Source organism: Duganella lactea, assembly GCF_009857505.1.
GTDB classification, from domain to species: domain Bacteria; phylum Pseudomonadota; class Gammaproteobacteria; order Burkholderiales; family Burkholderiaceae_D; genus Rugamonas; species Rugamonas lactea.
Genome location: NZ_WWCP01000036.1, coordinates 1 through 23,713 on the forward strand (window position 1 = coordinate 1; position 23,713 = coordinate 23,713).

Annotated in this window: 17 protein-coding genes and 1 tRNA gene; 6 read left to right on the plus strand and 12 right to left on the minus strand. The window is 64.4% G+C overall.

What is annotated here, in order from left to right; all coding sequences use genetic code 11:
- Nucleotides 1-95 precede the first annotated feature (95 nt).
- Both GTP44_RS21960 and GTP44_RS21965 read right to left on the minus strand, forming a co-directional pair.
- Nucleotides 96-698, minus strand: a complete 603-nt coding sequence (locus GTP44_RS21960; RefSeq protein WP_161021088.1) for a hypothetical protein — start codon at nt 696-698, stop codon at nt 96-98.
- Nucleotides 699-725: 27 nt separating this feature from the next.
- Nucleotides 726-801, minus strand: a tRNA-Phe gene (locus GTP44_RS21965).
- A 122-nt stretch (nt 802-923) separates the two neighbouring features.
- Here GTP44_RS21965 and GTP44_RS21970 point away from each other — a divergent pair.
- On the plus strand, nt 924-2,324 hold the full coding sequence (locus tag GTP44_RS21970) for a M20/M25/M40 family metallo-hydrolase (protein ID WP_161021089.1): 1,401 nt from the start codon (nt 924-926) through the stop codon (nt 2,322-2,324).
- A gap of 3 nt (nt 2,325-2,327) precedes the next feature.
- On the opposite strand, the gene GTP44_RS21975 is transcribed toward GTP44_RS21970, so the two are convergent.
- From GTP44_RS21975 to GTP44_RS22005, 7 genes are all read right to left on the minus strand, one after another.
- The gene (locus tag GTP44_RS21975) at nt 2,328-3,578 is read right to left on the minus strand and encodes an alpha-amylase family glycosyl hydrolase (RefSeq protein WP_161021090.1); all 1,251 of its coding nucleotides are present in this window, start codon (nt 3,576-3,578) and stop codon (nt 2,328-2,330) included.
- An 11-nt stretch (nt 3,579-3,589) separates the two neighbouring features.
- Entirely contained in the window at nt 3,590-5,950 is a 2,361-nt protein-coding gene (locus GTP44_RS21980; RefSeq protein ID WP_161021091.1) for a S9 family peptidase, read from the minus strand.
- 83 nt (nt 5,951-6,033) lie between these two features.
- Nucleotides 6,034-7,521 carry an MFS transporter gene (locus GTP44_RS21985; protein WP_229257029.1) on the minus strand — a complete coding sequence of 496 codons (1,488 nt, stop codon included), beginning with the start codon at nt 7,519-7,521 and terminating at the stop codon, nt 6,034-6,036.
- Between the two features lie 162 nt (nt 7,522-7,683).
- Nucleotides 7,684-8,247 (minus strand): hypothetical protein, encoded by a 564-nt coding sequence (locus GTP44_RS21990; RefSeq protein WP_160992348.1) that lies wholly within the window; start codon nt 8,245-8,247, stop codon nt 7,684-7,686.
- 378 nt (nt 8,248-8,625) lie between these two features.
- Nucleotides 8,626-9,333: an SDR family oxidoreductase gene (locus GTP44_RS21995; RefSeq protein ID WP_161021092.1), complete on the minus strand. Its 708-nt coding sequence runs from the start codon at nt 9,331-9,333 to the stop codon at nt 8,626-8,628.
- 68 nt (nt 9,334-9,401) lie between these two features.
- On the minus strand, nt 9,402-9,980 hold the full coding sequence (locus tag GTP44_RS22000) for a TetR/AcrR family transcriptional regulator (RefSeq protein WP_161021093.1): 579 nt from the start codon (nt 9,978-9,980) through the stop codon (nt 9,402-9,404).
- A gap of 90 nt (nt 9,981-10,070) precedes the next feature.
- Complete coding sequence (locus tag GTP44_RS22005; protein ID WP_161021094.1) at nt 10,071-11,801, minus strand: M14 family metallopeptidase; 1,731 nt, start codon at nt 11,799-11,801, stop codon at nt 10,071-10,073.
- Nucleotides 11,802-11,958: 157 nt separating this feature from the next.
- Here GTP44_RS22005 and GTP44_RS22010 point away from each other — a divergent pair, with 157 nt between their 5' ends.
- Both GTP44_RS22010 and pepN read left to right on the plus strand, forming a co-directional pair.
- Nucleotides 11,959-14,016 (plus strand): S9 family peptidase, encoded by a 2,058-nt coding sequence (locus tag GTP44_RS22010; protein WP_161021095.1) that lies wholly within the window; start codon nt 11,959-11,961, stop codon nt 14,014-14,016.
- A 49-nt stretch (nt 14,017-14,065) separates the two neighbouring features.
- Complete coding sequence (pepN, locus tag GTP44_RS22015; RefSeq protein ID WP_161021096.1) at nt 14,066-16,687, plus strand: aminopeptidase N; 2,622 nt, start codon at nt 14,066-14,068, stop codon at nt 16,685-16,687.
- Here the strand turns inward: pepN and GTP44_RS22020 are convergent, their stop codons facing one another.
- The 3 genes from GTP44_RS22020 to GTP44_RS22030 are packed head-to-tail and all read right to left on the minus strand — an operon-like array spanning nt 16,688 to nt 19,263.
- Complete coding sequence (locus tag GTP44_RS22020; RefSeq protein WP_161021097.1) at nt 16,688-17,065, minus strand: hypothetical protein; 378 nt, start codon at nt 17,063-17,065, stop codon at nt 16,688-16,690. It abuts the gene before it with no gap.
- Nucleotides 17,062-18,069 (minus strand): hypothetical protein, encoded by a 1,008-nt coding sequence (locus GTP44_RS22025; protein WP_229257030.1) that lies wholly within the window; start codon nt 18,067-18,069, stop codon nt 17,062-17,064. Before GTP44_RS22025 ends, GTP44_RS22020 begins: the two co-directional genes overlap by 4 nt.
- A 42-nt stretch (nt 18,070-18,111) precedes the next feature.
- A complete protein-coding gene (locus GTP44_RS22030; protein ID WP_161021098.1) occupies nt 18,112-19,263 on the minus strand; it encodes a TIGR04552 family protein in 1,152 nt (383 codons plus the stop codon).
- Nucleotides 19,264-19,361: 98 nt separating this feature from the next.
- Here GTP44_RS22030 and GTP44_RS22035 point away from each other — a divergent pair, with 98 nt between their 5' ends.
- The 3 genes from GTP44_RS22035 (at nt 19,362) to GTP44_RS22045 (ending at nt 23,649) form a co-directional block, all read left to right on the plus strand.
- Nucleotides 19,362-20,312 carry a glycosyltransferase gene (locus GTP44_RS22035; RefSeq protein WP_161021099.1) on the plus strand — a complete coding sequence of 317 codons (951 nt, stop codon included), beginning with the start codon at nt 19,362-19,364 and terminating at the stop codon, nt 20,310-20,312.
- Nucleotides 20,302-22,119, plus strand: coding sequence for an ArnT family glycosyltransferase (locus GTP44_RS22040; RefSeq protein ID WP_161021100.1), 1,818 nt, complete (start codon nt 20,302-20,304; stop codon nt 22,117-22,119). Before GTP44_RS22035 ends, GTP44_RS22040 begins: the two co-directional genes overlap by 11 nt.
- Before the next feature lie 108 nt (nt 22,120-22,227).
- On the plus strand, nt 22,228-23,649 hold the full coding sequence (locus GTP44_RS22045; RefSeq protein WP_161021101.1) for a GntP family permease: 1,422 nt from the start codon (nt 22,228-22,230) through the stop codon (nt 23,647-23,649).
- The last annotated feature ends 64 nt before the right edge of the window (nt 23,650-23,713 follow it).

Sequence of the window (23,713 nt, forward strand, 5' to 3'; positions counted from 1 at the left end):
GACCACGAAAAAGGTGGTTCTGGACAGCAAGACAAGTGCCAAAAGGTCTGAAGCCGCCGTGCGGATCCGTCCACAGCCGGCGTTTTCTCAGCACATCAGTTCAAATCAGCAGTAATTCGAGGTCCCCTGTAGTCAAATCCTAACAAGGGCAAGACGCAGTCCAATGCTTTGTGAATCTCCAGATTTGATCCTGATGAGCCTGAGGCATCCTTGGTGATTACTTCGCAGACAAAGGCTGCCATATAATTTTCAAAGGAAGACGTAGCATGCCGTTGCTCTTGACTCATGGGGGCTAAGGTCAAAAGGCAATCATTCAGTTCGAATTTCAGCGGAATCGCAATGCTGTTGTTCGACAGCACGATAGACCGAAAGGCCCGGCGTGTCGGTTTGATATTTGTATTGTAATAATGCAGCCACTTGGCGCTATCTTCCTTTGTGAGGGAATAAGTTTTAGGCAGCACGTTTCCTCCTGTAAGTGAGGAAATAATAAATGCAACTGTACGAAGCAAGCTAGTCGAAAGTTTTGACAAGTGCTGCGTTTTTTGGTGGGAGGGATATTTTGTAATTAAATTGTCCCGCTTTGGCGGAACATGGGGCTTGGACGATTTGGTCGCGTTGTACGGGATAGTCTTCGAAAATCCGGCAATGGACCGGACACGAGGACTTTCTGTTCCGGAAGCAAAAACGCCGATCGGCATGGATCGGCGTTTCGTGAGGTATGTTCTTGGTGGCCCGGGGCGGAATCGAACCACCGACACAAGGATTTTCAATCCTCTGCTCTACCAACTGAGCTACCAGGCCAAGGGCCGCAATTATAGCGAGCACTTGCCGGGTTTGGCAAGTGCCTGAATCCACTTTATTGACAGCCCTCCCGGCGGGATATAAATTTGACGATTAGGCAATCTCATCCAATAGGGGAAAACATGAAGAACGCGGCTTGGCTGGTGGCGGGTTTGGCGGTGGCAGCGGCGGCGCATGGCGCCGAGCTGACGCCGGTGCAAAAGCAGATGCGCTCCATCTATCAGGAGCTGGTGGAGACCAACACCACCAATTCGGTGGGCTCCTGCACGCTGGCCGCGCAAAAAATGGCCAAGCGCCTCAAGGCCGGCGGTTTCAAGGACAGCGAGCTGCAGATGATCATCCCGCCCGGCGGCCCGAAAAAGGGCAATCTGGTGGCGCGCCTGAAAGGCGACGGCAGCAAGAAGCCGCTGCTGCTGCTGGCCCACATCGACGTGGTGGAGGCCAAGCGGGAAGACTGGGAGCGCGATCCGTTCAAGCTGGTGGAGGAAAACGGCATGTTCTACGCCCGCGGCGCGTCCGACGACAAGGCCATGGCCTCGGCCTTCGTCAACAATATGATCCTGTATAAAAAAGAGAAGCTACCGCTGAAGCGCGACATCATCATGGCGCTGACCTGTGACGAGGAACTGGTGCCGGCCGACTTCGACGGCGCCGAATATCTGGTCAACCACCATCGCCCGCTGATCGACGCCGAGATCGCGCTGAACGAGGGCGGTGGTGGCTTGCTGGACAAGGACGGCAAACCGGTCCGCCACGGCATCCAGGCCGGCGAGAAAATCTACCAGAGCTTTCAGCTGGAGGTGACCAATCCGGGCGGCCACAGCTCCGCGCCGCCGAAGGAGAACGCCATCTACCGCCTCAGCGAAGGCTTGGCGCGCCTGGGCCAGTTCTCGTTCCCGTTCAAGCTGTCGCCGGTCACGCGCGCCTTCTATGAGCGCATGTCGCAGGTTGAGCAAGGCCAGGTGGCGGCGGATATGAAGGCGATCCTGCAAGACCCGCCGGACCAGGCGGCGCTGGATCGTCTGTACGCCGTCAGCCCGACGCATAACTCCACCGTGCGCACCACCTGCGTCGCCACCAAGGTCGATGCCGGCCATGCCGACAACGCGCTGCCGCAACGCGCGCGCGCCACGGTCAACTGCCGCATCCTGCCGGGCGAACCGATCGCCGAGGTGCAGGCCACGCTGCAGCGCGTGGTGGCCGATGACAAGATCAAAATCTCCCGCATCGGCGAGGGCATCGACGGTCCGATACCGCTGATGACGCCGACCTTGATGAAGGCCGTCGAGGAAATCAGCAACGATATGTGGCCCGGCGTGCCGGTGATTCCGACCATGTCGACCGGCGGCACCGATGGCCGCTTCCTCAATAATGCCGGGATCTGGACTTACGGTATCAGCGGCATGTTCCACGGCCCGGAGGGCAGCGGCGCGCATGGCTTGAATGAGCATATCCGCGTGAAGTCGCTGTATGACGGCCAGGAATACCTGTATCGCCTGGCCAAGCGTCTGGCGACGGAGTGACGGTTAGTTTGGCACGATGATGCGCCAGCGCCACGGCTTGAGCACCGTGGTACCGGGATCGCCGGCCAGCTTGTATTTCTGAGCCTGGCCGGTGGTGTTGACGATCACCCGCACATGGTTGGCGCCCGCCTGGCGCTTGAAGGCAAACACCTGCTCATTGCCGACATCGAGCAACTGCACCGCGCCGCCCGCCGCGCCATTCGCCAGCGCCGCGTTCTGCTTCTTCAGCGCGTTCAAGCCGGCGATGAAGCCTTCCAGCGGATAGTTGTGCCAATCGATGGCGTCCTTCTCGAACAACGCCAGCTTCTTGTCCAGCCGGGCCTCCTGACCGTTGTACACCAGCGGGATGCCCGGCAGCGTGTAGCTCAGCACCTGCATCGCGCCCCATGCCGGACCATACAACTCCTGGTCCGTGCCTTCGGATGCATTGATCGCGTGGTTGCTGGTGAACTGCAGGCGATACGCATCGCGTCCATACCCCTTCGGCGGATTGCTGACGTAGGCCCGCAGCTCCGCCGCACCGGCCTGGCCCTTGCCGATCTTCTTCAGTATGTCGTGCAGCGTCAAGTCCTCGCTGGCGTCGAAGGCCTTGGCGTGCAGCGACGGGTCATCCGCCGCCGCCAGCATGAACACCGGCTTGATCTTGTCCAGCTGCGCGCGCGCCTGTTCCCAGAACTCGGTCGGCACCATGGTGGCCGCGTCGGCGCGGAAGCCGTCCACGCCCACGTCCTTGACCCAGAACGCCATCGCGGCCGTCATCGCGGACCATAGCTCCTTGTTGCTGTAATCGAGGGCGATGACGTCGGCCGATTCGGCGGTTTCGTTCTTCTTGTACCACTCCGGATGCTGCGTTGTCCACGGATGGTCGCTGGCCGTTTGACTACCCGCCCAGTCCAGGATCACGTGCATGCCCAGTGCGCGCGCCTGCTTCACCAGCTTGCGCACATCGTCAATGCCGCCGAATTCCGGATTGACGGCGGTGTAGTCCTTCACCGCGTAGTAGCTGCCCAGCGTGCCCTTGCGGTTCGTTTCGCCGATCGGTTGCACGGGCATCAGCCAGATGATCTCCACGCCCAACTGCTTCAGGCGCGGCAGGTCGGCGGTGAGGGCGTTCAGCGTGCCGTCCTTGCTGTACTGGCGCAGGTTGACTTCATACACATTCGCGCTGCGCGACCAAGCAGGGTGTTTCGGGTCGGCGTGGGCGGCGGTGGTGAACAGTGTCGCCAGGATCAGCGAGGCGGCAAGCTTTTTCATAGGACTCCCGTTTATTGTTTCAGCGTGCGTTCAAACAGCTGGTAGATGCGGCGGTATTCGTCGTACCACGCTTCCGGATGCACGAAGCCATGGCGCTCCAGCGGGTACGAGGCCAGTTCCCAGTTGTCCTTTTTCAGTTCGATGAAGCGCTGCGCCATGCGCACCGAATCCTGATAGAACACGTTATCGTCGATCATGCCGTGGGCGATCAGCAGATGGCCTTTCAGCTTGTCCGCATACTCGATCGGCGACGACACCTTGTACGCTTCCGGATCCAGCTCTGGCGAGTTGAGGATGTTGGAGGTGTATTCGTGGTTGTAGGTGGTCCAGTCGGTGACGGGACGAAGCGCGGCGCCGGCCTTGAACTGGTCCGGTGCGCGCAGCAGCGCCATGAAGGTCATGAAGCCGCCGTAGCTGCCGCCGTAGATGCCGACGTTTTTGGCGTCGCCCTGTTGGTTGGCCACCATCCAGTTCAGGCCATCGATGTAGTCGTCCAGTTCCGGATGGCCCATCTGGCGATAGATCGCGGTGCGCCAGTTGCGGCCATAGCCCAGCGAGGCGCGGTAGTCCATGTCCAGCACAATGTAACCCTGCTGCACCAGCAGGTTGTGGAACATCTGCTCGCGGAAGTAGACCGGATAGCGCTTGGTCACGTTCTGCAGGTAGCCGGCGCCGTGCACGAACATCACGATCGGATAGCGTTTGCCCGCTTCCAGTTTGGCCGGGCGATACAGCTTGGCCCATACCGGATCGGCGCCATGGCTTGACGGCACGGCGACGATTTCAGGTTGAACCCACTCGCGCGCCTTGAATTCGGCGCTGCGGGTGTCGGTCAACTGGGTGACCGCGCCCCCGCTGCTGCTGACGGTGCCGATCTGCGCCGGCATGTAGGCGCTGGAGTAGCGCACCAGCAGCTTGCGGCCATCCGGCGACAATGTAAAGCTTTCGACCCCGCCCAGCGAGGTCAGTTCCTTGACCGTGCCGTCCTTGGCGCTGGTCGAGCAGACTTCATAGGTGCCCGGCAGTTTGGGGTTGCACATGAAGTAGGCGGTCTGGCCATCGGCCGACCAGCTCACGTTCGACTCTTCCCATTTGCCCGAGGTGATGGCGCGCGCCTTGCCGTCCGGCGTTTGCAGGTACAGATGCGCGTAGCCGCTTTCCTCCGATTCGTACCACAGCGTGCTGTTGTCCGGCTGCCAGCCGAAATCGTTGCCGCGATTGTTGACCCAGGCGGCGTCGCTCAGGCGGTGCAGCGGTTGCAGTTTGGCGGTGGCCAGATCGACGCCAGCGATCCAGCGGTCCTTGTTGTCGATCGCCTGCGCCATGACGGCCACCTTGGCGCCGTTGGCGCTCCAGCGGATCGAATCGGCGCGGGCTTCGAAGCGCACGCCGCGATTGCCTTTCAGCGGATCGAGCTTCTGCGCCGCGCGCATCGCCGCCAGCGGGTCGTCCTTGATGCCCGGCAGGTCGTCGAGCGACAGGTCGGTGACTTTGCGCGTCGCCACCTCCACCAGTTTCAGGTCGTGCTTCAGCGGACCGGCTTCGCTGACGCGCTTGCGCTCATCGTCGGTTTCCTCGTAGCCGGATTCGGTGACGTATCTCGGCATCTTGCCGACGCGGCGCTTGTCGCCGTCTTTCAGCGCGGTGACCACCAGCAGATAGCGGCCGTCCGGCGACAGCGAACTGGTTTCGATGCTGACCTTCTCGCCCAGGTAGACCGGCAGCGGCGCGCGGGTGGCGTCGGCGGCGCGTTCGGCGTTGCGCTGGTCGCGGCCTTGTTCTTTTTCCTGCTTCAGGCGCGCCAGCGTGGACATCAGGCGCAGTTGCATGTCGCGGCGGAAGTCGGCGTCCGGCGCGGCGTCCGGGTCTTTGGCGGTGCGCAGCAGGACCACCGGCGAAATCAGGCGCTCGGCGCGGCTCCAGCTGAACCAGTCGCTGCCCACGCGGAACTGCACGTGGTTGCCGTCGGCGGCGTACTGCGCGTCGATGGCGGGCGAGGTGCCCTTGGTGATTTGCGTCAGCGCGCCGGTTTTCAGATCGCGTTCAAACAGGTCGCCATTGCGGGTCAGGATGGCGCGCGAGCGTTCGCGGTTGTAGACCGGATTTTCGACATCCAGATTGGCCAACTGCTTGTCCTCAACCAGCTTGTGGTTGCCGCCGTTGACCACGAAGGTATCGCGCACGATGGCGCCGGTGCGTTTCTGTTTGAAGTAGATCTGGCGGCTGTCCCAGCCCCACCAAGCGGCTTCCACGGGGTTGCCGATCCAGTCCGGATTGGCCATGGTTTGATCGAGGGTGATGGGCGTTGGCGCTGCGGTGGCGCCGGTGGCCGCCGCCATCGCGGCCGCCAGGAGTGGCAATACAAAACGCATCGGTAGTTTCGCTTGTAGGTTGGGTGAACAGGGGCGCCGGATCGCGGCACGTCCCAGATTCTAGCCCAAGCTGTGGTGAACCACTAGTTGCGGGCCATCTTGTCGGTTTCGCCGTGGCCGGCGCTTGGGCCGCCGCGGCGCGGCGCCAGGCGCAGTGCCCACAAGAGAATGGCGCCGGCGGCGAGATACATCACGATCATCGCGGCCAGCATGGCGGCGCTGTCGCCCCAGGCCAGTATGCGTTCGCCGAGCGACGGGCCGACCGCGCCGCCCACCAGGCCGAAGCTGACGACCAGCGCGATGCCGGCGGCGGCGCGGCGGCGATTCAATTGCGCGGTGAGGATGGACACCAGCAGCGGCGCGGCGGCGGCGACGCCGGTGGCCGCCAGCGCCAGTCCCGCCAGCGACAAGGCCAGTTGATTGTCGCCGGCGATGGCCAGACCGAGGCCGCCCACCGCCAGCACCACGCAGGCGATGAAGTGGCCGCGCCGCTCGCGCCGGCGGTCCGAGTCCCAGCCGATGACGATCATGCCGATCACGCCAGCCAAGTTGGGGATGGCGGTCAGCAGGCCATGCTGCATCGTTTCGCCCGTGCCCCAGCGCTGCACCAGCGCCGGCGTCCAGACCATCAGCGCGTAGCTGGCGGCCATCAGCAGCAGGTTCGCCAACGCCAGCAGCGCGATCGACGGCGCGCGCAGCAGCGACCAGATGGTGGCCAGGGCGGAAGGCTGCTCGTCCTCGTCGTCATCGTTGTTGGCGGTGCCGGTCAGCGCCTGCTCGTCGCGCTCCAGATCCTGCGCGATCATTTGCTGTTCGAAGGACGACAGCCAGCGCGCGTCCTCCGGCTGGTCGTCCAGACGGAAGTAAGCGACGATGCCGAGCGCAGCGGCCGGCAGCCCTTGCAGCACCAGCAGCCATTGCCAGCCACTCAGACCGCCGTACCGGTTCATATACGTCAGCGTGGCGCCGCAGAGCGGGCCGGCCACCGCGCCGGCCATCAGCGCGGCAGCGGCGAAGATGGCGAACACGCGCGCGCGCCGCGCCGATGGAAACCAATAGGTCAGGTAGAGGATCGCGCCGGGGAAGAAGCCGGCCTCGAACACGCCGAGCAAAAAGCGGATCACATAGAACTCGATCGGTTCACGTACGAAGGCGCCGACGGCGGCGGTCGTGCCCCAGCACAGCATGATGCGCAGCAGCGTCTTGCGCGCGCCGATTTTTTCCAGTAGCAGATTGCACGGCACCGCGCACAGGCAGTAGCCGAGGAAGAATGCGCCGACACCCCAGGCATACACCTGATTGCTGAAATCGAGATCGGCGCCCATCTGCAGCTTGGCGTAGCCGACGTTGATGCGGTCCAGGTAGGCCACCGCGTAGCACAGCATCAGCAGCGGCAGCAGGCGCCAGCTGATCTTGCGGTAGATGGCATCCATGCCGGCGGCGCCGCGCAGATGCAGTATCCTGGCGCCGTGGGTCATGCCGTGTTCCTCCTTGGTGGTGGAGGTTTCGCCGCCGCGGTCAGCGCGGCGACGGCGGCAAATGGATGGCCCGGCATGGCTGCCGGCAGCCATAGCAGTTGCACATCGAGAGGTGCCAAGCCGTAGGCGAGAATGGTCTGCATATGGGCGATATTAGCCGCACGATATAGCAGACGCAAGTATTAGAATCGCCGGCAAGAACTCAAAACAACAGTGTCCCGGACGCACCATTTTGTGGCGCGTGTTTTCTGCGGATCAGGCGGGCGCCACGCCTTTGTCCATGCGGCCTTGGCGCGGACGCAGCTCCGGACGGGATGCCGCGTCATCATCATCCTGCGCCAGAAACTTGGTGCCGATTTCAAACCACTCCTCGCTGGAGATGACCTTCTGCGCCAGCGGCAGCAGCTCCTGTTCCTCCTTGTCCAGGCGCTTGAGCAGGTTCTGGCAATACAGGTCGACCGTCTTGCACAGGAATTTGCCGTGCGACGCGCTGCGGCGCATGGCGCGGCGCAGGCAGCGGTAGACGGCGTTGAGCATGGCACGGCCGCGCTGGCTCAGCGATTCCATATCATTCATCAGCGGCACGCAACTGGGTTCGGCCGCGCGCACGGCCGGCATCAGGCAGGCCTCCACCTTGCGTTGGTGGCGCGTCTCGGCAAAGCTGGCCAGCTGTTTCAGTTGGGACTCAATGAACACAGGATCGATTTCCTGCGGACGGCGCGCGATCGACTGCACATATTGCAGCAGACGCGAAATGAAGTGGCGTTCTTTCTTTTGCTCGATGGATAGTGTCAACAAGACATAGGTGGCAGTAAGCATAGCGTTTCCCGTATTTCATGTGACTTCGGCTGCGCGGAGGTCGTCGCAGAGGAGCCGACACGCGCCGAGGTGAAGTATCTACCTTAGCGCGACTGATGAGCTCATACAACGCCGATTTACAATTGTTCACAACTGGTTGTGAGGCAATACAAAGCGAAGCATTACCGGCGGGGAAAACGAATTGCGCGCGCATCAAGCCGGCAGTGAAGCGCGCTGATTGTCCTGGCTGAGACACCGATTATGCCCGTTTTATCACGCGAAAATACGCAAATTTATGGCCGCTACGGAAAAATTTTTTCAATCGGTGTCAGGTCTGACATTGGTACATGAGTTCGTGTGCGAATGTCAGACCTGACACCGGGGTTTTGACACCGGGGCTTATGCGCGGGCGGCGCCGAGGTAGAAGGCGCGCGGGGCGGCGAAGCTGGCGCGCACTTGCTCGGACACCTGGTCCGCCAGCACTTCATCCTGGTTCGCTTCCAGCGCGCTGACGATGGCTTGCGCGATGACCATCGGCGAGGATTTGGGCGTGTCGATGCCGGCGGTCATGTCGGTGTCCATGTAGCCCATGTGCGCGCCCAGCACTTGCGTGTTCTGCGCCGCCAGTTCGCCGCGCAGGCCGTTGGTCAGTGCCCAAGCGGCCGCTTTCGAGGCGCTGTAGGTGCCGGTGGTCGGGAAGCTGGCCCAGCTCAGGGCGGACAGGACGTTGATGATGGCGCCGCCGCCATTGCGGCCCAGTACCGGCGCCAAGGCGTGGCTCAGCGCCAGCGGGGCGAAGAAGTTGGTCTCCATTTCGGCGCGCGCGGCGCTCAGCGCGTCCGGTCCGGTCACGCCGCCCACCACGTGGATGCCGGCGTTGTTGATCAGGATCGTCAGGTCGGGAATGGCTTGCACGGCGGTGGCGATGTCGGCGCCGTTGGTCACGTCCAGCTTGATCGGCGTGACGCCGGCCAGGTCGACCGTCTCCGGCTTGCGGGCGCCACCGTACACTTTGCGCGCGCCGGCGTTGACGGCGGCTTGCGCCAGGGCTTTGCCCAGGCCACGGTTGGCGCCAGTGATGAGGACCACGGAGTCTTTGAAGTGCATGATGCTTCCTTTCGAGGGTAAGTGAAACTGCAATATGACCGGTCGTCTTAAAATCGGTCGAAAAAAATTCACCTCAACAAACGGCCCAGCGCCACGCGGACGAAACGTTCCAGCGGCGCGCGGCTTTGTTCGGCTTTGGCGCGCACCACCGCGCCTTGCCAGGCATCGTTGAGGAAGCCGGCCAGGTCGGTGGCCGGCGCGTCGGCGCCGATGCTGCCGTCTTGCTGGCCTTCGGCGATGACCGCCGCCAGCAAGTTGGTCGAGCCGCCAAAGGCGTCCCGCATGGCCGTGCGCATGGCCGGGATCTGGTTCGATAACTCGGTGCTGAAGTTACCCAGCATGCAGCCAAAGTGGTAGTCGTTGGCGGTGTTGCTGGCGATCATGCGATCGTAAAACTGTTGCAGCCGTTGCGTTGGCCGCAGCGTGCGGTCTTCCAGCACCGCCGCCACTTGGCCCACGCCGTCGATGTAGCGCTGCACGACTTCCAGCCCCAGCGCTTCCTTGCTGGCGAAATGGTTGTAGAACGAGCCTTTCGGCACGCCCGCCGCGTCGGTGATGTCTTGCACGCTGGTGGCGTTGAAGCCTTTGCTGTGCAGCAACTGGACGCTGGTGGTGAGGATCTGCTCTTTGACGTTTGCTTTAGCCATGTGCTTAATATGACCGGTCGTCTTGAATAAGTCAAGCGCTATTTGTGTGGCGGGCCCCGGCTGTCACGGCCCGGGCCCGCCGCGCCCGGGTCAGCGTGGTTCGCGATACACCGGGTAGGTCCACAAGGCGCGCTCGGCATAGTCGGAGCGCGCTTCCCACCATTGCAGCCGGGCCTGGCGGCTGGCCGCCAGTGTGGCGTCCTTGGCGATGGCGTCCTGGAACTCGGCGCGCAGCTTGGGATCGTTGGCCATCATCTGCTCGGCCAGCGGCGCCAGCAGGTGTTTCGGCAGCCGCCATTCCGACGCCAGCGCCTGATCGAAGCGGCTGCTGGCCAGGAAGCCGTCGTCGCTTTCCGCTTCCAGCAGCGCGGCGGCCAGCAAATGGTAAGGCTGGGCGGCGGGGATGCGTACCGAGCCGGGCGGCAGCGTGATGGTCTTCACCGCCAAGGCGCCGCTGCGCTCCTTGCCGGACGCCATCCGCGTCGCTTCCAGCGACAGCGTGCGCGGCGCCTGGATGGCTTCCATGCGGATGCCGTGCGCGCGCAGCGCGGCGATCAGGTCCTGGTGCTCGGCGCTGATCCACCACGCTGGCGGCAACGTCACCTCGCGCGTGGCGCGCACGCCGTACACCGGCAGTTGCTGGTCTTGCGCTTCGCCGGTCCAGCGCAGCTCGTGCGCGCCGGAGACGGGGGACTCATAACTGTCGTAGCGGTAGCCTTTGAAGGTGGTCATGCGCAGCGGCACCTGCTCGCGCTCCCAGCGCACCATTAGCCGCTCCGGCCGCGCGGCGCGGTCCTGCGCCTTGGCGGCGGCGATGCGGGCATGCTCGCGGCCCACCGTCTTCAGCGACTGTTCCAGCAGCACGTAGGTGCCGAGCACGCGGCGCTTGTACGGCTTCATCACATGGTTTTCCACCAGCACCGTCGGCACGCCGATGAAGTCGCCGTAGCCGGTCGAGTAGCGCGGCCCCTCGGCGCTGATGCGCAGGCCCTGCGCCGGCGCGTCCGGATCGACCCAGCTCGGATAGATCACCGGCAGATGGCCTTGCTTGCTGAGCGCGGCGCTGACGTCGTCGTGGTAGGCCGTCATCAGCCAGTGCGCGGTGGCCGGCGAGCGCGCGTAGGTGCCCCAGCCGGCAAAGGTGTAGGTGATGTCGTACTGGAAGTCGGTGCCGTCGCTGACGTGGATGTCAATGTACAGTGCCGGATCGAAGCGCTGCAGCAGCTTGACCACGGCGGCGATCTCCGGCGATTGCAGGCGCGCGTAGTCGCGGTTCAGGTCCAGTCCCTGGGCGTTGCTGCGGCTGCCCTTGCGCAGCGGGCCGCGCTGCATCGGGCGGCCCAGTTCGCTGGCGTTTTCATGCGCGTCGACGTTGAGAATGGGGATGAACACCAGGTCGACCTGATCGAGCAGATCGTCGCGGCCACGGAAGGCGATATCGCGCAGCAGCATCAGGCCGGCGTCCTTGCCGTCGATTTCGGCGGCGTGGATGCCGGCCTGCACCAGTACCACCGGCTTGTTGGCGGCGCCCGGTTTGCTGGCGCGCGCGTACACCAGCTCGCGGCCCTGGTAGGAGACGCCGAAGCTGTGCACGCTGATCTTGTCGGACGCCGCCGCCAGCGCTCGCAGGTAGCGCAGCGTGGCCGCGTAGTCGGGCGACGTGGTGAAGTCGGACTGCTCCGCCGGCGTGATCCAGCGCGAGCCGGCCGGGGCGATCAGTTGTTCGCTGGCGCCATGCCAGGCGGTTGGTGGTGGCAGGAGGTCGAACGCGCAGGCGCTGGCGCCGACCAGGGACAACAACAGGGCGGAATAGATTTTCATATGCAACCATGTTGCAATAATGCGTCAGATTATGCAAGTCAAAAGTAGCGTAAAGTAACAATTTCCTCCGGATATGCCGCTACCGCCGGCGCTCTTGGTATGATCTGCGATGGCCGGCCACAAGCCGGTATTTTTTTTACAACAACGGAGAGATCGAATGAGATTCCCCTTGCTGCTGCTGGGCACCGCTATCGCGGCCAGCGCCACGGCCGCGCCGCGCGGCTTTACTGTAGAAGACCTGGTCCGGATGGAGCGGGTGGGCAATCCGGTGCTGTCGCCGGACGCCACCCGCGTGGTGTACACCGTGCGCACCACCGACATGGACAAGAACCGTGGCAACACCCAGCTGTATCTGCTGGACCTGCGCGCGCCGAAAGCCGCGCCGGTACGCCTGACCCAGGCCGCCGCCAGCAGCAGCGATCCGGAATGGTCGCCGCATGGCGACGCGATCTACTTCCTGTCGGGCCGCTCCGGCTCATCGCAGGTGTGGCGTTTGCCGCTGAGCGGCGGCGAGGCGGCCAAGGTCACCGACCTGCCGCTGGACGTGGATAGCTTCCACCTGTCGCCGCAGGGCGACCGCCTGCTGTTCAGCATGGCCGTGTTCCGCGATTGCGCCGACCTGGCCTGCACCAAGAAGCGCCTGGACGACAAGGCCAAGGAGAAGGCCAGCGGCAAGGTCTACGACAAGCTGTTCGTGCGGCACTGGGATACCTGGGCCGATGGCCGCAACAACGTGCTGTACTCGGCGCCGATCGATGCCACCGGCAAGGTCAGCGCGCAGCCGGTCAGCCTGAGCGGTATGCTGGATGGCGACGCGCCGTCCAAACCGTTCGGCGACAACGGCGAGTACCGCTTCAGCCCGGACGGCAAGACCGTGGCCTTCTCGATCCGCATCGCCGGCCGCACCGAGGCATGGTCGACCAACTTCGACGTCTACACCGTGCCTGCCACCGGCGGCACGCCGCAGAATCTGACCGCCGACAACCTGGCCTGGGACAGCAAGGCCACCTATTCGCCGGACGGCAAAACCCTGGCCTATGTCGCCATGACCAAGCCGACCTTCGAGGCCGACCGCTTCCATCTGGTGCTGCTCGATGTCGCCAGCGGCAAGAAGCGTACCGTGGCCGACAACTGGGACCGCTCGATCGCCGACTTCCGTTGGGCGCCGGACAGCAAAACCATCCTGGCCACCGCCGACGATGTCGGCCAGCATCCGCTGTTCTCGATCGACACCGCCAGCGGCAAAGTGACCGCGCTGACCGGCAAGGGTTCCGTGGGCGGCTTCGACGTGGTGAAAGACACCGTGGTCATGTCGCGCGCCAGCCTGTCGTCGGGCGCGCAGTTGTACAAGTTCAAGCTGGGCGCCTCGGGCGACAAGGCCGAGCAACTGACGCGGCTCAATGAAGCCGCGCTGGCCGACGTCAAGTTCGGCGAGTACGAGCAGTTTTCCTTCACCGGCGCCAACGGCGACACCGTCTACGGCCATGTGATGAAGCCATGGAACGCGCAGCCGGGACAGAAATATCCGATCGCCTTCCTGGTGCACGGCGGCCCGCAGGGCAGCTTCGGCAACTCGTGGAGCTATCGCTGGAATCCGCAGACCTACGCCGGCGCCGGCTACGCGACAGTGTTCATCGACTTCCACGGTTCGACCGGCTATGGCCAGAAGTTCACCGATTCGATCAGCGGCGACTGGGGCGGCAAGCCACTGGAAGACCTGCAAAAAGGTCTGGCGGCGGCGGTGCAGAAATTCCCATGGCTGGACCGTGAGAACAGCTGCGCGCTGGGCGCCTCGTATGGCGGCTTCATGATGAACTGGATTCAGGGCAATTGGTCCGATGGCTTCAAGTGCATCGTCAACCACGACGGCGTGTTCGATACCCGCGGCATGGCCTATGCGACCGAGGAACTGTGGTTCACCGAATGGGAAAACGGCGGCCCGTACTACGACGTGCCGCAACTGCACGAGAAGTTCAATCCGGCGCTGACCGTCAAGCACTGGAAGACGCCGATGCTGGTGGTACAGGGCGACCTGGACTTCCGTATCCCGACCGCGCAGGGCCTGGGCGCCTTCACCGCGCTGCAACGCCGGGGCATTCCGAGCAAGTTGCTGTTCTTCCCGGATGAGAACCACTGGGTGCTGAAGCCGGCCAACTCGGTGCTGTGGCATCACACCGTGATCGACTGGCTCGACACCTACATCAAGAAAAAATAACCGTCGTTCCCGCGCACGCGGGAATGACGCAGCACACTTCGGGAGTCTCATGAAAAAATATCTGATCGCCGGCGCCGTAGCGCTGGCCTTCGGCGGCGTCGCGCACGCCGCCGACAGCGCGCCACGCGCTGAAAACGCCTACCTGTCGCAAGCCGACGCCGCCGCCCGTTCGGCGCGCGTCAGCAATGTCGACTACACGCTGGAATTCGCGCTGACCGGCAAGGAAACCTTCAGCGGCACCACCACGCTGAGCTTTGACCTGAACGACGCCTCGCAAGCGTTGACCATCGACCTGGACAAGGCCACCATCAGCCGCCTGACCGTCAACGGTAAAACCATCGCGCCGCAATACAACCAGTGGTTCATCACGCTGGCCGCGGCGGACCTGAAAGCCGGCCGCAACACCGTCACCATCGCCTACAGCCGTCCGCACAGCACCAACGGCGAAGGCCTGCACCGCATGGTCGATCCGGTCGATGGCCGCGTCTACACCTATTCGCACTTCGAGCCCGCCGCCGCGCACCAGATGTTCCCGGTGTTCGATCAGCCGGATCTGAAAGGCACCTATCAGGTCACCGTCACCACGCCGGCCGACTGGGTGGTCTCGTCCACCATGCGCGAAAGCGGCGTGCAGGACGTCGAAGGTGGCAAGCAGTGGACCTTCCCGCGCTCGAAGAAACTGAGCCCGTACAACTTCTCGATGCACGCCGGCCCGTACAAGGTGTGGGAGGACAACAGCGGCAAGTACCCGATGCGCTTGTTCGCGCGCCAGTCGGTGGCCGCGCAAGTGTCGCCGCAGGACTGGTTCAAGTACACCAAACAGGGGCTGACCTTCTTCGACCAGTACTTCGGCATCCCTTACCAGTTCGAGAAATACGACCAGCTGCTGGTGCCGGACTTCCTGTATGGCGCGATGGAAAACGCCGCCGCCATCACCTTCGCCGAAGGCCGCTTCCTGCACAAGGAAGAAATGACCGTCGCGCAGAAGCAATCGCTGGCCGGCGTCATCATGCACGAGATGGCGCACCAGTGGTTCGGCGATCTGGTCACCATGAAATGGTGGAACGGCCTGTGGCTGAACGAGAGTTTCGCGTCCTTCATGGGTACGCTGGCGACCGCCGAGGCGACCGAGTTCAGCAACGCCTGGCAGAGCTTTTACTCGGGCGGCAAGCAAGCCGCCTACACGCAGGACCAGCGCGTGATCACCCACGCGATCGAGACGCCGGTGCCATCGACCGCCAACGCCTTCGACAATATCGACGCCATCACCTACTCGAAAGGCGCGTCAACGCTGAAGCAGCTGCGTCACCTGCTGGGCGAGGAAGTGTTCCGCAAGGGCGTGCACAACTATCTGGTCAAGTACCAGTACCAGAACGCCACGCTGGATGACTTCATCGGCAGCCTGGGCGAAGCCGCCAACCGCGACCTGAGCGGCTGGACCAAGGAATGGCTGTACCAAGCCGGCGTCAACACCATCGCCGCCGACTACAAGTGCAGCGCCGGCAAGATCAGCGCGTTCACGCTGCGCCAGAGCGCGCCGGGCAAGGAACTGCCGACCTTGCGCGAGCAGCGCGTGCAAGTGGGCTTGTTCCAGTTGGGCGCGCAAGGCCTGGCGCTGAGCAAGAACGTCGCCATCACCTACCAGGGCGCGGCCACCGTTGTGCCCGAGCTGAAAGGCGCGGCGTGCCCTGACCTGGTTTATCCGAACTATCAGGACTGGGGCTTTGTGCAGGTGCAGCTGGATAAAAAATCCTTCGCCACCGCGCAATCGAGCCTGAGCAAGGTGGACGATCCGCTGCTGCGCTCGATGCTGTGGCAGAGCCTGTGGGATGGCGTGCGTTCGGCCAAGCTGCCGCTCAACGCGTTCCTGAACACCGCGCTGGCCAATGCGCCGGCCGAGAAGGATTACACGCTGCTGGGCGATATCGTCGATAAGCTGCAAGCGTCGGTCGGCTACCTGAACCTGATGGGGCCGTCGGCCTACCACACCAAGGTCATCGCGCAACTGGAGCGGATGTCGTTTGACGCCGCCAAGGCCGCCACCGACACGAATTTCCAGCGCCGCTGGTTCTCGACCTACATCAGCGTGGCCAGCAGTCCGGCCGCGCTCAAGCAGCTGGCCGCCATCCTCGACGGCAAGCTGGTGGTGCCGGGCCTGAACGTCGGCCAGGATGTGCGCTGGAACATCATCCGCCGCCTGAACCGCTACGCTTATCCGGGCAGCGATGCGCTGCTGGCCGCTGAGCAGGAACGCGACAAGTCGGACAGCGGCCAGCAAGCCGCGATCGCCGCCACCGTGGTCCGTCCGGACGCCAAGGTGAAGGCTGAGTGGGCCGCCACCATCGCCGACCTGAAGACGACGTTACCGTTCTCCAAGGTGCGTACCGCGATGGGCAGCATGTTCCCACCGGAGCAGCGCGCGCTCAACGAGCAGACGGCGGCACAACGCCTGGCGACGCTGGGTGAGGTCGACAAGGCCGCCGGCCCGGTCTACATGCGCGCTTATGCGGCGTCGCAGATTCCGGCCACTTGCACGCCGGTGAGCGTGGCGCGGCTGGACGCGGCCATCGCAAAATTGCCGGGTCTGTCCACCGGCACGCAGCGTGCGTTGCTGATCGCAAAGCAGGAGGATGAGCGCTGCGTCGCGATCAAGCAAGCGATGATGAAATAATCATTGCTGCTGGTTCAGCACGCACACCCCGGCGCGGCAACTGGCGCCGGGGTCGCTGACCACGCTGCAGGTGGACATCATGCCTTTGCGCTGGTCATCGTCGCGGCGGGCGGCGGCGTGTTGCGCCACCAGCGCCTTCAGCTGCGCGCCGTCGCTGTGCTTGCTCGACCAGGCCAGATAGTTTTCCGGCCCGCCGCAAGCCTTGGCGCCGACACCAATGCTGTGACACTGGCTGTTGTCGTCGCAACGCAGGTCGGCGTTGGCGGACTTGATCTGCTGCCACAGCGCCACGACCGGCTCTTCCGGTGGGCCGGCGCAGGCGGTCAGGATCAGCAGGCTGGCAGCCGCCAGCCCCAGGGCGGGGAATAAATTTTTCATGGTGTCTTCACAGCTTCCTGTAATCGCGCCTTGCGCGCCACACCGTCCGGACCGAACAGGATGGTGAACTCGGCCGGCGGTGCATCTGCGCGCCGCGCGGGGTAAGTGTAGCGCCACATCTGGTAGCCACTGTCGAAGCTTACTACTTTTGCCGGACCCAGGCGCGCCCGCATCTGCTCGGTGGTGCCGTGGTCGGCGGCGATGGCGGTGTCGTCCGGCCCCGGTGGGCTGTCCATGTCCTCGAACGACAGCAGCGTGTCGTCGGACCAACCGCGGTCCCAGACCGGCGCGTAGTAGCTGCGGTCAAGCAGCACCTGGCAATCGCAGTAGGGCAGGGTGGCGGGCGTTTGCGTGCCGCCAGCATACAGGGCGCTGAGCGGCAGCGTGGCGTGGCGCGCGCCATCGCGCAGCGTGACCGCGTACACCGGACGCTCGGCGAAGAACAGGTAGTTGCCATCCGCTTGCAGGCAAACGCGCTCCGGGCTGGTTAACAGCTCACCCAGCCAGGCGAACATCTGCGCGTTGTTGGACAGCAGCCCGGCCTCGACGCCGACCAGACATTCCAGCCGCAGGTCGCCCAAACGGCGCATGCCGGCCGGAACGTTGGGACTGCGCACCTGCGCGCGCCAGGTCAGCGTGCTGGTCTTGCGGCTGGCGATCAGGGCCGCGTCTTCGCGCGCCGCCTGGGCGTTGCGCTCCAGTGTGAACGTATGATCAGGCGCCACGGCCACCGGCAGCGAGACGCTGTCGCCGGCCATGCGCAAGGTGATGCCGTCCAGCTGCGTGCCGGGCAGGCGTGGCAGCAGCTGGAAACGCAGCGTCGCCTGCGGCGCCAACGCATGGTAGCGCTCGAAGATATCCATGCCCGCCAGCATCTTGCGGTAGGACTTGTCGACCGGATCGCGGGTGGCGGCCACCGTGACGCTGGGCGCGTTCTGCGCCGCCGCTTTGGGGATCACAGTGGCCATCAGCAGCACCGTCGTGAGTAAAATCAGTGTGCGCATGATGGCAAGCGTAAAACATCGGCGCGCGCCTTGGCGCACCGTTCAGTGCGCGGCCGGTTGCTGCTCGATCCAGCGCAGCAGCTCGCGGCCGAACACGCGCGTGCGGGCGGTGTCGAGCTGGCGTTTTTTATAGGCCTCATGGCTGGCCGGGCCGCTCAGGCTGCGCTGATAGCTGGCCTCGTCCATCAGCTGCATCTCATACTCGAAGAAGAAACTGACGTCGTAATCCATGTCCGGCCCGGCATCGAGCTGCTGCACATGGATCATCTTGCGCACCGTCACCTGAATGCTGTTGAAGCCGCTGCCGCTGTGCGGATTGTCACAGCGCGTCTGCGGTTGCGCGATGGCGGCCAGTTCCTCATCCATTTGCCGCAGCAGCTCCAGCGGATAGGCCTTGCTGTGTTCCAGCTGCGCGCGGTGCTTGCAAAACACCTGCTTGGCCGCCTCCAGGTCCAGCAGCGTATTGCGGGTGCGTTCGGCATCGACATTGGTGACCGACACCAGGTGCGCGCGCTGCAAGGTGCGCAGGGCCAGCAGACACTCGCAGCGGGTGGCGAACACCAGCCGCACGCCCAGGTGATCATAAATGTCGGCCGCCAGGTAGGCCGCCTTTTGCAGCAGCTTCAGCAGGATGCTGTTGCGGCCCTTGTTGTCCTTGCGGTCGTAATGCAGCAGCGGCAGGCAGAGATCGCCGTCGCTGAGGTAGTACTGGTCGCCGTCGCGGCGGATCACCTCGTCCAGCGTGCCGAACACCTGCGCGCGGATGGCGTGGAAATGCCGCAGTTTCAGGTTGTTGTCGATGTAGAAGATGCCGTGCATTACCTTCAGCACGGCGCAGGCCCACATGCGTCGCGCATCGGACAACTGCCCGCGCTGCGAGGCGTACACCAGCAGTTGCAGCGGATCGTCGGGCGCGGCCACCTCGGGCGGGATCAGCGCCGCCTGCTGCGGTTCGAGGAAGCTACAGCGGATGAAAGCCACCGCCTCGCGCTGCGCCCGTTGCAACAGGCCCGGCGTGGCGGGCTGGTCCATGTCGAAGCCGTATTCCCTTGCGAACTGGCGCGCGTCGTGCAGGTTGCGCAAGGCCAGCGCTTCCAGGTCGATCGCCGAGACGCCATTGGCGATCGCATTCAGATAAGTCCAGTTCAGCGACAGCTTTTCTCCGCTGCCGAGCGAAGCATGCAGTTCCGTCATGCGCAAATCTCCTCCGGCCGCCAGGCTTTACTTACGTATCAATTAACTTGTTGGCGGATGGAACTATAATAGCGCCTTTGCCCACCTTCATCAGCATTATGTCCACTCCCCGCACGCCGCGCATCGCCATTCTGGTGCCGTGCTACAACGAAGCGCTGACCATCGCCGCCATCGTGCGCGATTTCCGGGCTTGTTTGCCACAGGCGCAAGTCTATGTGTTTGACAACAATTCCACCGACGGCACCGCCGAGGTGGCGCGCGGCGCCGGCGCCATCGTGCGCAATGTGTCGGCCCAGGGCAAGGGCAGCGTGGTGCGCCGCATGTTCGCCGACATCGAAGCGGACGCCTATGTGATGGTCGACGGCGACGACACCTACGACGCCAGCGTGGCGCCGCAACTGGTGGCGCGGCTGTTCAACGAAGGGCTGGACATGGTGGTCGGCAATCGCGTCAGCACCGAGCAGGCCGCCTATCGGGCCGGCCACCGCTTCGGCAACGCCATGCTGACCGGTTGCGTTTCGACCGTATTCGGGCGCACGTTTACCGATATCCTGTCCGGCTACCGCGTGTTTTCGCACCGCTATGTCAAATCGTTCGCCGCCCATTCGGCCGGCTTCGAGATCGAGACCGAACTGACGGTGCACGCGCTGGCGCTGCGCATGCCGGTGGCGGAGGTTGCCACTGTCTACAAGGCGCGTCCGGAGGGCTCGGTGAGCAAGCTCAACACCTATCGCGACGGCTTCCGCATCCTCGGCACCATCGCGCGCCTGTTCAAGTCCGAACGGCCGCTGGCGTTTTATTCGATCTTCGCCGCGCTCGGCGCGCTGCTGTCGCTGATCCTGGCCGAACCGGTCGCCGTCACCTACCTGCAAACCGGTCTGGTGCCGCGCCTGCCGACCGCCGTGCTGTGCGCCACGCTGATGCTGTTCAGCGTGATCCTGCTGGTGTGCGGCATCGTGCTGGACGCGGTGACCAAGGGCCGCATCGAGCAGAAACGTTTCGCCTACCTGGCCCACCCGGCACCGGCGGCACCCGACGATGCGCGTTGACACCTGGTTCGCGCGCCGCACTGTCTTTCTGGAACAGCCGCGCGCCGGCCGCTGGGCGCTGTTGCTGGTGCCGCTGCTGCTCGGCCTGCTATCGCTGCTGGCCGGTCAGGACGACGGCTGGGACATGCGCAACTACCATCTGTACAACGTCCACGCGCTGCTGGGCGGGCGCATCGGTTTCGACCTGGCGCCGGCCGGCTTCCAGAGTTACTTCAACCCGACGCTGGACATTCCCTACCATTATCTGAACCAGTGGCTGCCGCCGCGCGTGGTCGGCTTCGTGCTGGGCGCGCTGCACGGGCTGAGCTTTGTGCTGTTGTATGGCATCGCCCGCCAGGTGCTGGGCGGCGACCGGCCGCGCCGGCTGGCGCTGCTGCTGGCGTTCGCTGGCGTGGCCGCCCCCGGTTTCCTCAGCGAGCTGGGCAACACCATGGGCGACAATCTCAGCGCGTTGCCGGTGCTGCTGTCGCTGTATCTGGTATTGCGCCACTGGGACGCGCTGCGGCAATGGCATGGCCGGACCGCGCTGATCGCCGTCAGTGCCGGCGTGGCGATGGGGCTGGCGGCCGGCCTCAAGCTGACCAATGCGATTTACGCGGTGGCGCTGTGCGCCGCCTTGCTGACGGTGCCGCTGCGCTGGTGGCAGCGGCTGCGGCTGGCGGTGCTGTTCGGTGTTGGTGTGTTGGGCGGCGTCGCCATCAGTGGCGGCTGGTGGATGGCGCGCATGTGGCAGACCTTCGGCAACCCGCTGTTCCCACAATTTAACAACATTTTCCGCAGCCCGCTGGCGCCCGACAGCGGCGTCATCGACGTGTTTTTCCGTCCGCAGGGCTGGCTGGAAAATTTGCTGTGGCCGTTCATCTTTACGCTCAACACGCGCCGCGTGTCGGAGATTCCGCTGAAGCTGGCCGTGTGGCCGCTGTTGTATGTGACGCTGCTGGCGTTGGCCGCCGTGTGGCTGTGGCGTCGTCTGCGCCGTGCGCCATCGACGGCGACGTCCTCGCTGGCGCCGCGCGGCCTGCTGTTGCTGGCGTTTGTCGTGGTCGCCTATCTGGTGTGGATGCGCATGTTCAGCATCTACCGCTATCTGGTGCCGGCGGAGCTGCTGGCGCCGCTGGTGATCTGGCTGGCGTGGCAGTACGTCGGCCCGCGCGCGCAGAAGGTCGCTGGCTGGGCATTGGCGCTGCTGGTGCTCACCGCGCTGCCGGCCGCCAACTGGGGCCACGCCGGTTGGGCCGACCAGCCGTTCAGCGCCCAGGTGCCGGCGATCGCCCGCCCGGCCGACAGCATCGTCTTCTTTGCCCAGCCGGACCCGCCGTCGGGCTGGATGGCCACCTTTCTGCCGCCGGCCACGCAAGTCATCGCGCTCGACACCGGCATGCTGGAAACGCCGGCCTGGCAGGCGCGCCAGCGGGCCGCCATCGCCGCGCGTCCGGGGCCGCATTATCTGTTGCTGAGCGCGGCCCGCAACGACCGTGACGGCACGCGTTTGCGCAAGCTGGCGGTGGCGCGGATGCTGGGCCTGACCGAGGACGCCGCCGGCTGCGATAAGCTGGAGCGCCTGATGGGCAAGGTCCGCCTGCAGGTTGCGCTGCGCCGGCTGCCGTCCGGCGGCTGTACCTTCGACTTGCTGCCGCAGCACCAAATCGACCTGGCGGCGCAGGACCGTGCCACCATCGCCCAGGCGGCGGAGAAGGTGCGTCGCTACGGCTTGGCGCTGGACGCCGCCAGTTGCAGCAAGCAGCCGGCGGCAATCGGTGACGAGCCGCGTCCCTTCCTCTGGTGCCGCGTGGCCGCGCAAAATTGATGTCGTGAAGCGGGCATGACGTCGGCGGCACGCTTGATCTGGCGTGGCTGCGCGAGGTTGCAATAAGTTCTACAATATCCGGGAAATAACCACGCTCCCGGAGCTCGCATGTCCTTCCTGATCGTTCTTGCCGCACTGGTGTTCCTGATGCTGGCCGCGTACCGCGGCTACAGCGTGATCCTGTTCGCCCCCATCGCCGCGCTGGGCGCGGTGCTGCTGACCGATCCTGGCGCGGTGGCGCCGGTGTTCAGCGGCATCTTCATGGACAAGATGGTCGGCTTCATCAAGCTGTACTTCCCGGTCTTCCTGCTGGGCGCCGTGTTCGGCAAGCTGATCGAACTGTCGGGCTTTTCCGAAGCGATCGTGGTGGCCGCCATCAAGTACATCGGCCGCTCGCGCGCCAACGCGGTGATCGTGCTGGTGTGTGCGCTGCTGACGTATGGCGGCGTGTCGCTGTTCGTGGTGGTGTTTGCCGTGTATCCGTTTGCCGCCGAGCTGTACCGTCAGAGCAATATCCCCAAGCGGCTGATGCCGGGCGCGATTGCGCTGGGAGCGTTCTCGTTCACCATGGATACGCTGCCGGGCACGCCGCAGATTCAGAACATCATCCCCACCACCTTTTTCAAGACCACCGGCTGGGCCGCGCCCTATCTCGGCGTGATCGGCGCGATCGCCACGCTGGCCGCCGGGCTGGCCTTCCTCGAATGGCGTCGCCGCAGCGTGATGGCGAAGGGCGAGGGCTATGCGGCGGCATCGGCCGGCGCAACCGCTGCTACCGCCGCGACCGTTGCCGCTCCGGTCCGCGCCGGCCTGCCACACCCGCTGCTGTCGCTGGCGCCGCTGGTGATGGTCGGCGTCGCCAACTTCGCGCTGACCAAGCTGATCCCCGGCTGGTATGGCGACAGCTACGCGCTGACGTCGGACGCCTTGCCCGGCCTGCACGCGCCGGTCAGCCTGACCATCAAGCCGGTGGTCGGCATCTGGGCGGTGGAGGGCGCGCTGTTGCTGGGCATTCTGCTGACGGTGGCCACCGCCTATACCCGCATCAAGAACTCCTTTGCCGAAGGCACCAAGGTGGCTGTTGGCGGCGCGCTGCTGGCGGCCATGAACACCGCCTCCGAATACGGCTTCGGCGGCGTGATCGCCGCGCTGCCCGGTTTCCTGTCGGTCAGCAACGCGCTGCGCAGCGTGCCCGATCCGCTGGTCAACGCGGCGGTATCGGTGACCGCGCTGGCCGGCATCACCGGTTCCGCCTCGGGCGGCATGAGCATTGCGCTGGCGGCGATGTCCGAGCAGTTCATCCGCGCCGCCGAGGCGGCGCACATTCCGCTGGAAGTGATGCACCGCGTGGTGGCCATGGCCAGTGGCGGCATGGACACGCTGCCTCACAACGGCGCCGTCATCACGCTGCTGGCCGTCACCGGCCTGACGCACCGCCAGTCTTACCGCGACATCTTCGGCATCACCGTCATCAAGACGCTGGCGGTGTTCTTTGTGATCGCTGTGTACTACCTGACCGGACTGGTTTAAGCAGGGCAAGCAGCTTATTGTCGTCACGAATAAATCGTGGCAGTATGTTTGATTCATGTACATG